This window comes from Duganella levis, from assembly GCF_009857605.1.
Lineage (GTDB): Bacteria > Pseudomonadota > Gammaproteobacteria > Burkholderiales > Burkholderiaceae_D > Rugamonas > Rugamonas levis.
This window is the reverse complement of the sequence record NZ_WWCT01000017.1, coordinates 122,925-135,496: the sequence shown is the minus strand read 5'-3', so window position 1 is coordinate 135,496 and position 12,572 is coordinate 122,925. Positions and strand designations below refer to the sequence as shown.

7 protein-coding genes and 1 pseudogene are annotated in these 12,572 nt (G+C 64.2%); 3 read left to right on the top strand and 5 right to left on the bottom strand.

The features are described from left to right. Positions 1-72: 72 nt before the first annotated feature. Positions 73-3,513, top strand: coding sequence for an indolepyruvate ferredoxin oxidoreductase family protein (locus tag GTP69_RS20050; RefSeq protein ID WP_161056499.1), 3,441 nt, complete (start codon positions 73-75; stop codon positions 3,511-3,513). A gap of 117 nt (positions 3,514-3,630) precedes the next feature. After that, positions 3,631-3,741: pseudogene (locus tag GTP69_RS31860) on the top strand (SDR family NAD(P)-dependent oxidoreductase); the annotation flags it as partial. A 129-nt stretch (positions 3,742-3,870) separates the two neighbouring features. Here GTP69_RS31860 and GTP69_RS20040 read toward each other — a convergent pair. The 5 genes from GTP69_RS20040 to GTP69_RS20020 form a co-directional block, all read right to left on the bottom strand. Then, the gene (locus GTP69_RS20040; protein ID WP_161056497.1) at positions 3,871-5,076 is read right to left on the bottom strand and encodes a DUF2252 family protein; all 1,206 of its coding nucleotides are present in this window, start codon (positions 5,074-5,076) and stop codon (positions 3,871-3,873) included. 113 nt (positions 5,077-5,189) lie between these two features. Then, positions 5,190-6,104 (bottom strand): CE1 family esterase, encoded by a 915-nt coding sequence (locus tag GTP69_RS20035; RefSeq protein WP_161056496.1) that lies wholly within the window; start codon positions 6,102-6,104, stop codon positions 5,190-5,192. Between the two features lie 16 nt (positions 6,105-6,120). Continuing rightward, a complete protein-coding gene (locus tag GTP69_RS20030; protein WP_161056495.1) occupies positions 6,121-7,056 on the bottom strand; it encodes a Gfo/Idh/MocA family protein in 936 nt (311 codons plus the stop codon). Positions 7,057-7,142: 86 nt separating this feature from the next. Further along, positions 7,143-9,884 carry a TonB-dependent receptor gene (locus GTP69_RS20025; protein WP_161056494.1) on the bottom strand — a complete coding sequence of 914 codons (2,742 nt, stop codon included), beginning with the start codon at positions 9,882-9,884 and terminating at the stop codon, positions 7,143-7,145. 314 nt (positions 9,885-10,198) lie between these two features. After that, positions 10,199-11,161 (bottom strand): ArsR/SmtB family transcription factor, encoded by a 963-nt coding sequence (locus GTP69_RS20020; RefSeq protein ID WP_161056493.1) that lies wholly within the window; start codon positions 11,159-11,161, stop codon positions 10,199-10,201. Positions 11,162-11,331: 170 nt separating this feature from the next. On the opposite strand from GTP69_RS20020, the gene GTP69_RS20015 reads away from it, so the two are divergent. Next, a complete protein-coding gene (locus tag GTP69_RS20015; protein WP_161056492.1) occupies positions 11,332-12,570 on the top strand; it encodes a sialidase family protein in 1,239 nt (412 codons plus the stop codon). The last annotated feature ends 2 nt before the right edge of the window (positions 12,571-12,572 follow it).

The window sequence follows — 12,572 nt, the reverse complement described above, 5'->3', positions numbered from 1 at the left end:
GGTGTATTTTGGCAGAAAACGACTCGGCACCTGAGCGTAAAATTTTCGCATCGATCACTCTGCGACCAGACCATGAAGCCAAGTCCCCACCTCCAGCCAACCGACGGCGTCCAGTTCCTGAGCGGAATCCAGGCGCTGGTGCTGCTGCCCATGTTGCAGCGACAACGCGACCGCGCAGCGGGATTGAACACGGCCGGGCTGGTCTCCGGCTACCGCGGCTCGCCGCTCGGCGCCTACGACCAGCAACTGTGGAAAGCAGAAAAGCAATTACAGGCGCACGATATCGTGTTCCAGCCCGGCCTCAACGAAGACCTGGCCGCCACCGCGCTGTGGGGCGCCCAAATGCACAAGGCTTACGGTCCCACCAAGGTCGATGGCGTATTCGGCATCTGGTACGGCAAGGGCCCGGGCGTCGACCGCACCGGCGATGTGTTCCGCACCGCCAACATGCTGGGCACGTCGGCGCTGGGCGGCGTGCTGGCGGTGTCGGGCGACGACCATGCGGCGCAATCGTCGATGTATCCGCACCAGACCGACGGCATCTTCCATGCCGCGTCGATGCCGGTGCTGCAACCGGCCAATGTGCGCGAAGTGATTGAACTGGGCCTGGCCGGCATTGCGCTGTCGCGTTATTGCGGCCTGTGGGTCGGCCTGAAAACCATCGCCGAGGTGATCGAGACGGCGGCCACGGTATCGCTGGACGGGCTGCCCGCATACCGCGCGCCGGCGCTGCCGCTGCCGGCCCACGGCCTGGGCTGGGATCCGTCGCTGGCCTGGCCCGGCCAACGCGCCGAGCTGGAACGGCGGCTGATCGATGAGCGCCTGCCGGCCGCACGGGCCTGGGCGCGCGTCAACGGCATCGACCGTTGCGTGATCGCCGCGCCGCAGCGGCGCTTCGGCATCATCACCGTCGGCAAGGCGCACCAGGATCTGATGCAGGCGCTGGACGACATGCAGTTGGACGCCGCGCAGTTGGCCGAACTGGGCGTCTCGGTCTACAAGGTGGGCATGAGCTGGCCGCTGGAGACCGAGGGCGCGTGCGCGTTTGCCGCCGGCCACGAGGAAGTGCTGGTCATCGAGGAAAAGCGCGCCAATGTCGAGACCCAGCTCAAGGACGCACTGTACTGTCTGGCGCAGCGCCCGCGCATCAGCGGCAAGACCGACGGCGATGGCGGCGCGCTGCTGTCCGAGATTGCCGAATTCACGCCGCGGATCGTGGCGCGTGCGCTGGCGCGCCGCTTCGGCGATGCGCTGCCCTTGCTGCAGCACCGGCTGGCGGCTTGGGACGCCAGCGCCACGCCGCTGAAGGCGGCCGTGATCCCCGTGCGCGCCCCCTACTTCTGCTCCGGCTGCCCGCACAACACCTCGACCCGCACGCCGGAGGGTTCGATCACGGGCGGCGGCATCGGCTGCCACGTCATGGCGCTGGCGCAGCCGGAACTGAAGACGCCGAGCTTCTCGCAGATGGGCGGTGAAGGTGCGCAGTGGGTGGGGGCGGCGCCGTTCTCGCAGACCGGCCATATTTTCCAGAACCTGGGCGACGGCACCTACCAGCACTCCGGCCTGCTGGCGATCCGCGCGGCGCTGGCGGCCAACGCCAACATCACCTACAAGATTCTCTACAACGACGCCGTCGCCATGACCGGCGGTCAGGCGGCCGAAGGCGTGATCGATCCGGCCCGCATCACCCGCCAATTGCAGGCGGAAGGCGTGCAGCGTATCGCGCTGGTGTCCGACGATCCGGCCCGATGGCGCCATGATGCCGCGCTGGCGCCCGGCACCAGCGTGCATGAGCGCGGCGAGCTGGATGCGGTGCAACGCGCATTGCGCGGCGTGCCCGGCGTCACCGCCATCGTCTACGAACAGACCTGTGCGGCCGAGAAACGCCGGCGCCGCAAGCGCAACACCATGCCCGATCCCGACCGCCGCCTGTTCATCAACGAACGCGTGTGCGAAGGTTGCGGCGATTGCTCGGTGCAGTCGAACTGCATCGCGGTCGAGCCGCTGGACACCGCGTTCGGCCGCAAGCGCCGCATCAACCAGAACAGCTGCAACAAGGATTTCTCCTGCGTCAAAGGGTTTTGCCCGAGCTTTGTCGACATCACCGGCGCGCGCCTGCGCAAGCCGGATGCGCAACGGCTGCAGGCGCTGGAAGCGGAACTGTGGCCCGGTGTGCCGCAACCGCAGGTGCCGGCGCTGGACCGGCCGTTCAACATCCTGGTGGCCGGCATCGGCGGCAGCGGCGTGCTGACAACAGGCGCGCTGCTGGGCGGCGCCGCACACCTGGAAGGCAAGGCGTCCACGGTGCTGGACTTTACCGGACTGGCGCAGAAGAACGGCGCGGTGGTGAGCCAGGTGCGGCTTGCCGCGCAGGCGGACGAGATCGGCGCGGTGCGCATCGGCCAGGGCGCGGCCGATCTGCTGCTGGGCGCCGACATGGTGGTGGCGGCGGCGGCCGACAACGCCGCCCGGCTGTCGCCACAGCGCTCCGGCGCCGTACTCAACCTCGATGAAACGCCAACCTCGGCCGTGGTGCGCCAGCGCGACGCCACCCAGCCGGCCTCGCTGATGCGCGAACGCATCCGCCAGCGCTGTGTGCCGGCGCGCTTCCACACCTTGCAAGCCAACGCACTGGCGCAGGCCCTGTTTGGCGACACGGTGGTAGTGCACACGCTGATGCTGGGCTACGCCTGGCAGCAGGGACTGGTGCCGCTGTCGTTTGAAGCGCTGCACCGTACCATCGAACTGAACGGCGCGGCGGTAGCGCTGAACCACAGCGCTTTCCGCTGGGGCCGTATCGCGGCCTGTCATCCGGACTTGCTGGAGCGGGTGCGCGGCGCGCCGGTGGCGGTCACGCCGGCCTCGCAAAGCCTTGAGCAGTTGCTGGCCACACGCGTGCAGGATCTCACCGCCTACCAGGACGCGGCCTACGCGGAGCGCTACCGCAAACTGGTGCAGCGCGCACGCGACGCCGAGCAACGTGCCGCGCCAGGCCAGCAAGAGTTCAGCCGCCAGGTGGCGCTCAGCGCCTACCGTCTGATGGCGTACAAGGATGAATATGAAGTGGCGCGCCTGTATAGCAATGCGGAATTCCGCGCCAGCCTGGCCGCGCAGTTTGCCGATCACGCCAGGCTGTCGATCTGGCTGGCGCCGCCCTTGTTCTCGCGTCTGGATCAGGCCACCGGACGGCCGCGCAAGCACAAGGTCGGTCCGTGGGTGTTCACGGCATTCAAGATGCTGGCCGGCCTGAAAGGCTTGCGCGGCACTGTCTTCGATCCCTTCGGCCACACCGAAGAGCGACGTCGCGAGCGCGCACTGGCGGAACAGTTCATTGGCCTGATCGAGCATGAGTGCACCTACCTCGATAGCGCAGGCTACGAGCAGGCGCTCAAGCTGGCAGGCCTGCCACAGCAAGTGCGCGGCTTCGGGCCGGTCAAGCAACAGGCGATACGCGAATGTCAGCAGCAGCTAGCGCGGCACCCGGTGACGCTTTCCGCCGCCGTCAACTTCTAAGCGGTCACTTCATGGCCCACAGTGCGACCTTGGTTGCGATCCATGGTCGCCGTCCGGCATGGCCTCGACATCAATGCGCCGTGGGAGACGATCGAGCGCTTCGTAGTGCCCCTGTTCGCGCGGGTGCCGGTCGGGCGCGTCGTGGCGGCCTTCCTTGCCAGCCCGGTGGCCGGCTATATTACCGGCACCAACCTGCGTGTGGATGGTGGCTTATCGCCGGGTTTGTAGCGCTTCGAAAGGCGGCTTGGCACACAACGTTGCGCTCTACCAACTGAACTACTGCCGCATGGAGCTGTCACCCTGGTCTGTTTCCGCCCCCCCTGATCGACCTGCTGCCGACGCGCAAACCGCAGCGATTCATTCCGACATCGCGTATTTCCGGCAGTGCTCAAGATAGCCCGCTTCGTGACTGGCGACCAGCTGGACCACGCTGTGCCACAACCAATGCGGCGCGCCGCTGGATTTGGTCGGTTTGCCCATCAGTTCGCTGAGCCAGGCGTGGCGCGTCCCCGCGTCCATTTGCCGCGCATGCGCGCTACCGACCACGTACGCCAGATAGCTGGCAGTGAGCACCGCGTCCTCGATGCCCAACTGCTCAATCTCCAATTTCAGGTCTTGCGGCAGCAGTTCGCGGATAAACACGCCGCGCTCCATAAAGCGGCGCGCCACCATGCGTTCGCCCAATGCCGGCGTCAGATGGCAGGCTCCTTCCGTCACGCGTTTGGCGTTATCGCGCGGCATGCTGGCACGGCGATAACGCGGACTGGTCGCCGCAACGGCTTCCTTGATGTCGAGTAAACGGCGCGTGCCGTTGTAATCGACCAGGACTGCATAGCGCAGCAAGCCCAGCGAACTGCAGCCTTTGACCCAATACGCGGCGTCGACCACCACAGGGAGGCGCGCTGTATCGCCAACTTCACCGCCCGTCACGCGGGCAAGGATGGCGGGGTCGGCAAACATCTCGTCGATCGCGGACCGTTCCGCAGCACTAATCGGCCAAAAGTTTTTGCCCAGCTGGATGGTCTGGCTGCCGTCAATGGCCCGCTCGCGCGCCAGCATCTTCCAGGAACGCTGCTGCGCCTGGCGCAAGGCTGTCTTGACCACCTGCGGCTTGACGAAGATCTCTTCGTGACCTGGAAAGAACGCCCGCTGGTAGCCCAGCAACATGTGCTGCAGCATGTGCGCGGTCACGATGCCGGGCAGTGACGAGCCGCGCGCGGCGCTGGCCAGCGACAGGCCAAGGCGGATCAGATCGTGCGAGGGATTGCCGATGGTCGCCTGATCAAAATCGCGCAGGCGCAGCTGAACCTTTCGCTGTGCATCGGCAACCGGTCCCAGGTTACCGACATGGCAGTCGCCGCAGATCCAGATTGCCGGCCCACGGGGCAGCCGTTGTCCCGGCAAGGAGTGCAGCCAGTCATAGTATTGGGCGGTATTGCCGCGCACGTAGGCATGCGGCGACCTGGCCATCTTCAGATCCCGGCGTTTGATCAATGGCGCGCGGCGGCTGTCCGGCGAAGGCAAGAGGGAGGCATCGGTAAATCGGGTCGTAACTTTGTCCATGGCGCCATTGTGCGGGAAATCGCGTGGCGCCTGAGTGCGCTTTATGACGCCCGTAAAAATTTCCCGCGCATAGCTGGTGATGGGTATCGGACAGGCAGCGGTCCCATATCTCTTTAGTTAGCGACCTTCAGCAGCTTGCCATCCTCAGCCCGCGCGTAGTCCTTAAAGAAAGCCCACATCACGTCATTGTCGGCAAGCCAGCTGTGCCCTCCTCCCTCGGTAATGTAGGCAGTGACCACGGCGTTATCCCGGCAGCCGTCGTAGCGTTCTTGGTAGAGGGCCGGCGAGATTGCTTTCGTTACCGGGGAAGCCTGGCAGTGATTCAGCGTCGCCCATCTGATCTCGGCGGAACGCATCGAGTACTGCCAATATGGCGCGCCGCCGCCGTCCATCGGATTGACCGGATCTTTGTTTCCAGCGAACGCGATGATCGGAAGGGCAGATTCTGGCTGACAGCTCTCAGGGTCGGGCCGGGACGGATCTGACTTGAGCGGTGTTCCAGCGCGCAGCCCCACCACTGGCGCGATGGCGGCAAACCGCGTCGAGGCAACGCAGCCTAACCAGCTGGTCATGCGTCCGCCGCCGGAGATGCCGGTGGCGTAGACACGGCTGCGATCAACGCTGCCTTGCTTGACCAGTGCATCCAGGATGGACAGCATGTATTTGACGTCGTCCCTGTCGCCTGCGCCGGGAGGCTTGCCACTGACTGTCGCGACGCCCGGCACGTTCCACGCAAATCCTTTGTCGAGATGAATTGCGCCAGTCGGCGCCGCGATGATAAAGCCATGTTTGTCAGCGGCTGCTTTCAAACCGGAGTTTCTTAATATGGATAGGCCATCTCCCGAGCTGCCATGGAGCAGGAATACCAGCGGCGCTTTCACGCCCGGCTTGACCGACGCGGGACTGTACAGCGCGACCGGCGACTCGCCGGGCACCTCGAACTGTTGTACCGTTTGTCCCGTCGCTTGCGGTACCAGTCCAAGGGATAAGGCTGCAAATATCGTGGCGAAGCGCTGGCGTCCTGTCATGTGCTGTTCTCCCGGTTCAGTGATCGAATAATCCCAACTGCGCGCGCAAGCCTAGCATGAATGCGTCGGCTACATGGCGCAATGGCGACAAATCCACGTCCGAACGGCCATCCTTGATCAACGCGGCGAAGTGGCGGTACAGCGATGGATATTCCTTCTCATCGCCCAGCGCTTGCGCAGCGCCCTGCCGCCACAGGCTCGCTCCGCCGTCACCGAGCCTGAGCTCTCCGGCGGCGGTCTGCACCACGATGTCCCAGCGCTGCTGCGTGGTTTCGCGCCAGTCGAAGTCGGCGTGCACCTGCATGCCGTCAGCGTCCTGGAAAAATAACTCGGCCGCGATGGGCGCGGCGCGGTTTGCGGGAAAGCCCAGTGTCGCGCGCTGCAGGAACACGCGTGACGGCAGGATCTCGGTAAGAATGGACAAGGCATTGATGCCGGGGTCAAAGACGCCAAGGCCGCCGGCCTGCCAGATCCAGTCTTGGCCGGGGTGCCATAGGCGTACATCTTCGCGCCAGACTATCTGCACGCTGAGTGGCGGCCACTCGGCCAGAAACGCCTTGGCCGGCTGCACCGCCGGCGCGTGGCGAGAATGCCAGCTGGCGAACAGCGTGCAGCCTTGGCGTGCGGCCAGGGCCTGCAAATCCTCCACCTCCGACAGCGTCGCGCCGGGCGGCTTTTCCATCAGCACGTGCTTGCCAGCCAAAAGCGCCGCGCGCGCTGCCATGTAACGGTACTGCGGCGGCACGCACAGGGCCACCGCTTCAATCTTCGGCACGGCCGCCAGCATGTCATCGATCGAGCGGAAGCCGGGCCAGCCGGCGACGGTTTCGCCCAGGCTGGCCGACGCCACCAGTTCAAATTCATCGCTCGCCCAAATCGCCGGCAAGTGCTGGTCGCAGGCGATTTTTCCGACGCCCACAATGGCGATCTTGATGGGGCGCTTTTTCTTCATGTTGCAGACTCCTGTTTTGTGCGCGCAAAAAAAAGCAGGGAGCAAGCTCCCTGCGCAAGTACTACACTGGAGCGGATGACGCGGCGTTACAGCTTGAAGCGCAAGCCAAGCGAGTAGACGGCCGGGTCGTAACGGATATCGCGTGCGAACTGTTGGTAGCCGCTATAGCTTTCATAGGCGGCGTGCGTCAGGTTCCAGGCGTTGAACTGCAAAGACAGGTGCGGGTTGATCTCATAGCCGATCGACAGATCGACCTGGGTTCGCGGACGCACTACATTGGTCGCCGGCAGCTGGATGCCGCCATTGTTCAGCGACTCGACATAGCTGTCGCGGCGCGAATAAGCCAGGCGGCCACTGAGTCCGAACTTCTCATAGATCAGCGCCACGTTGGCGTTCTTCTTGGCGACGTTAGTCAACGGCGTCACCGTGTAGTCGCTGCCATTGAGCGTGTTGGCGCTTTCGGTGGTACCGGTGATCCAGGTGTAGTTGGCCTGCACGCCGAGTCCCGACAGCACGCCCGGCAGGAAGTCGAGGAACTTCTGCGCCGACAGCTCGTAACCATGCAGCTTGCCCTTGCCGGCATTTTGCGGACGGGTCACGGTGTAATCGAGGCCGTTGATGCTCTCCACTTGCGAGAACGGCTGCAGGTAGCCATCGATGCGGCGGTCGAAGTAGGCGACCGATGCGTAGCCGTTGTTGTCGAAGTAGCGTTCCAGCGTGATGTCGAAGGACTTCGATTCGACCGGCTTCAGGGTCGGATTGCCGGCCGTGCCATAGCCTGGACGGTTGATCGACGGTGGCGTCAGCGACAGCGCGGGATTCAGCGAAGCGAAGTCCGGACGGGTCACGGTCTTGCCCCAGCCGATGTGCGACACCCAGTCGCTGGCCCAATCCACCTTGGCGCTGATGCTCGGCAGGACGTCGGTGTGCGAGGTGCTCAGATCGATATTGCTGATAGTGTCGCCGATGCGGCTGTTGCCGTTCAAATCGCGCTGGACGCGACTTACGCGCACGCCGGCCAGGCCGGAAACGCCGACCGAGCCGACATCGAAACCGTAGTTGGCCATGCCATAGCCGGTATAGGTTTTCTCGGTCTGCTTGAACAGGCGGTTCGGATCATCCGGCAGGCGGCCCGCCGCCAGGCCGTAGTACTTGCGCACCTGATCGCGGTTATCCAGCAGGAAGTCGGTGGACGGCGTCGCGAAGGCGCCGCCCAGACGCTCGACGCCTGGCACGACGGAATCAAACGCCGGACCGAATACGCTGACCGGCACCGGACGCGCACCGCCTGGCGTATCGACACCGCCTTCGGCGCCATGGTACTCGGCGTCGCGCGACGACAGGCGGAAGCCGCCCGACAGCTTGCTGATGAAGCCTTCGCCGAGGCGGTAGCTGACATCATTGCGCCATTGGACCTGGCGGCCGCTGCTCTCGCTCCACGACTGGAAGAAGCCGCGCAGCACATATTGATTCGGGTCGCTCAGGGCATTCGGATGGCCCGGCGTGGAGGCGGAGAAGCCACCGTGGCCGCTGGCGTCCAGGCCAACCACGTGCAGGCTCGCATTCGGCACGCTCTGGTCGACGATGATGCGGTCATCGGTAAACTTGGAGTACGTGAACGCCAGGTCGGTGCTGGCCTGCCATGGACCATCCTTGTATTTGGCGCCAAAGCTGCCATAGGCGGTATCGGTCTTCTGCTGGTGCGCCTGGGTGCTGGACGCGGTGTACGGCGTGTTGCCGTCGGCGGCAGCCAGCACGTCGGCCGAAGCGATCGGGCAGGCGTGGCCACGGCTGGTGTTGCAATAGTCGCCGTCCGGCGCCAGCACCACGTTGGTGGCGGCAAAGCCGTCGCGCGCCACGCCGAACAGATAGTCTTCCGCGCTGCGGCTGCGGTAACCCATGTAGATCATCTGGCTGTCCAGTTCCAGCTTGTCGCTCGGCTTCCATTGCAGGGCGCCGTGCAGCTGCTGACGTTCGCGCTCGCCGGAGTTGTACACGCCGCCGGGGAACGGCATCACCGCCGCCGTGGTCGCGCCGCCCTTGGCCTTTTCAGCCGCCAGGTTCGGATTGCTCGGATCGTCGCGGTAGGCCGTGCCATCGGCGCGCACCTGCCACAGGCCGGCGCCGCCCGGCTCGGCGAGCCACTGCACCGGATTGACGAAGCGGTCCTTGACGTAGGTGCCGTCCAGCAGTGCGCCGACGTCGCCATGCTCGGTCTTCCAGCGGTTGGAAATCAGGCCGCCCAATGACGGATCGGTGTACGACTTGGCGCTGGTGCCGCGCGGATGGACATTGACGCCGTCGACGAAGCCCGACGCGCTCAGGCCCTTGAAGTCGAACGGTTTGCGCAGGCGCACGTCCATCAGGCCGGCGATGCCGCCCTCCTGCTGATTCGGCGTGGCGGACTTGAAGACGTCCAGCCCGGCCACGCCTTCGATGCGCAGATCCTGGTAGGACAGGCGGCGGCCGTCGCCGGTGAAGATTTCGTTGCCGTTGATGGTAGTGGCCAGATCCGGCAGGCCGCGTATCAGCACGCTGTTAACTTCGCTGGCGGTGCGGCTGACCTGCACGCCGGGAATGCGCTGCAGCGCCTCGCCCACCGAGCGGTCGGGGAATTTGCCGATGTCCTCGGCGTTGATGGAATCGACCACCTGGTCGGCGGTGCGCTTGATGTCTTCGGCCTTGCGCACGCTCTGGCGGATGCCCGATACCACCACGGTGGTGCCGTCGTCGGTGCTGTCGGCCGGCTGCTGCTGCGCCCATGCCGGTACGCCTGCCAATACACTCAGCAACGCCGCTGCGAGCGGCGTTCTTTTGAACTGTTGCATGTCTGTGTCTCCACTATTGGTATAGGACGACTGCTCCCGTGCAGACCCGGTATGCCCTGGCGAGCTACTGATACCGGATGCCTCCAGCGCGTTGCACGGCGCGTCATCGCTTTATATATTCGTTATGGGCGGCAATCTCGCAAACTTCTTTGCGACAGTGCCCTAGTAACGATGCAATAGTGAAGCTATTTGATTTTTATTTCAAGAATATTTGCGACTAATGGCGAAATATCACCAAAATTTCACTAGGTAGACGTTTTCCCGCCCTAAGCACCAACAAAAGTTGTTGGAAAAACGTCACGCTTGATAGTCAATCAGATCGTTCCGGCGATCGGCACGGCGGCACCGGCGGGAAATTCAAAGCCCATGCGCATCACGATATCCTGCGGATAATTGCCGAATTTTCGGCCGAACAGATTCAGCCCGCCCTTGTTGCGGGCGTCATCCTTGACGCCGATGCGCACCCGGATGTGATTGGCCTGCGCCAGACTCAGGTCGGCGATGGTGGTGGCGCTCAGCGTCACGCCATCGATCATCGCCCCGCGCTCGCTGACGCTCCATTGTTTTAGCACGCCATAGGTGGTGCCCTCGATCTGCCACCACGCCGGCGTGAGCAGCCCCGGCTTGCCGCCGAAGTCGCCGGGCGAGGTCCAGGTGCCCACTTCCACATCGTTAATCCACAGCGTGATATCGGACGGCCACTCCGGATTGTAGTTGGGCGCTTCCGAACACAGCTCCATCGACAGCGACAGGTCGGTGGTCACCGCGCCGTACGGCACATTATTAGGGAAGGCATATTCCACATGGCCCGCGCCGAACCACAGCAGCTGCGCATTGACGTGCTCCGGCTCGAAGAAGGAGCGCGGATCGTCCAGCATGCCGATGATCTTGGTCTCGCTCACCAGGCCGCAAGTCGGGCTGGCCTCGACGCTACGGTAGCTGCCGATCGGCATGCTGATGGTGACCGTGTTCTGCTCCGCTTCCACCGCCGCACCGGGCAACCGGATGCGCACTTCGTCGTAGCGCTTGGAGCACAGTTTCTGGATGCCGCGCGTGCCTGGCTCGGTCTCCACCACCACCAGGCCCACCGCCTCCAACTGGTTGACGTTGAAGCTGACGGTGGAATGCGGCAGGTTCATGGTGGCGGCCAGCTCCGACAGATTGAGCACCTTGTGCGTCAACAGCGCCAGCATCGCCTGCCGCGTTTCCGACGACAGCGCCTTCACCAGCGGCAGTACCGCATCCCCCTCCACCAGCAGTGCCCGATTCGCGTCCATGCCTGTATTCCTATGAATTAGTTTGTTGGTTCGCATGATACAGCGTGGCGAAAACCCCAGCAGATCAAAATTTATAACAAATATTGTTGTCACTAATGAGAAATGTTGCGATAATTAATCCAACAAAAATATTTGTGACTTTAAAGTCCGACAACAACCAGGAGACAAGCATGACCTACCGTACCGGCATTTTTGCCGCTGCCGCGCTATGCGCGGGATTTATACTGAGTGCCTGTGGCGGCAGCAGCGCCATCGCCGCCGCTACCACCACACCAGCCACCACACCACCCGCCGCTGCCAGTCCACCACGCGGCACACTGCTGGCTGAGATCTTCGGCACCTATCCACGCCTGGTCCGCCAGAGCCACCACCAGAACGCCGCACTGAACGGCCGCCTGGTGGCCAGCATCTCGTCCACCGAAAACGGTGCGCCGGTCGGCGGCATCTACGCCAGCAGCGACGATGGCAAGAGCTTCAGCCGCATCGGCGCCATCGCCGATGCGGAATTCAAACAGGGCCAGTGCTGCGGCACGCTGTATGAACTGCCGGTGAAGATCGGCGCGCTGCCGGCCGGCACCCTGCTCTACTCTACCTCGGTTGGCCAGGAACGCAATGCGCCGATGGAAAACCGCATCTATCAGAGCGCCGACGGCGGCGTCACCTGGAACTACCTGTCCCTGTGCGGCAAGGGCCGCATCGCCAAGAACCTGAAAGACCCGTCGGGCATCTGGGAGCCGGAATTCGGCATCGCCAGAAGCGGCGAACTGGTTTGCTACTACTCGGACGAAACGCTGGCCGGGCATTCGCAGATCCTGGTCGAAGTCACCAGCCGCGACGCCGTCAACTGGAGCGCGCCGCAAACCGTGGTGGCCGGCGACGATCCAAACGCCCGTCCCGGCATGGCCATCGTGCGCCAGCTGCCGTCCGGTGCTTACCTGATGACCTATGAGAACTGCTACGGCGGCCCGCTCGACTGCACGGTACGCGCCAAGCGTTCGGCGGACGGCATCAACTGGGGCGCCGCCAACGATTCCGGCTTCCGCCTGGAGACCGCCAGCGGCCAGTTCTTCCGCCACGCGCCGACCTTTGCCTGGGCGCCCGTCGCCGGCCAGTCCAACGGCATGCTGATCGCCATCGGCCAGATCCTGTTCGATAAAAACGGCGCGGTCGATGCCGGCAACGGCAAGACCATGTTCACCAACACCACCGCCGATGGCAGCGGCCCATGGAAGGCAGTCGCCTCGCCGCTGGCCATTCCGTCGCCGCCGGGCGCCACCAACTGGTGCCAGAACTATTCCACGCCGCTGCTGCCTTCGGCCGATGGCAAGACGCTGACCATCCTGCAAAGCGATGGCGGCGCCGACACCAGTTGCCGCACCCGTTTCGGCAGCGCGGCACTGGTGCCCTGATA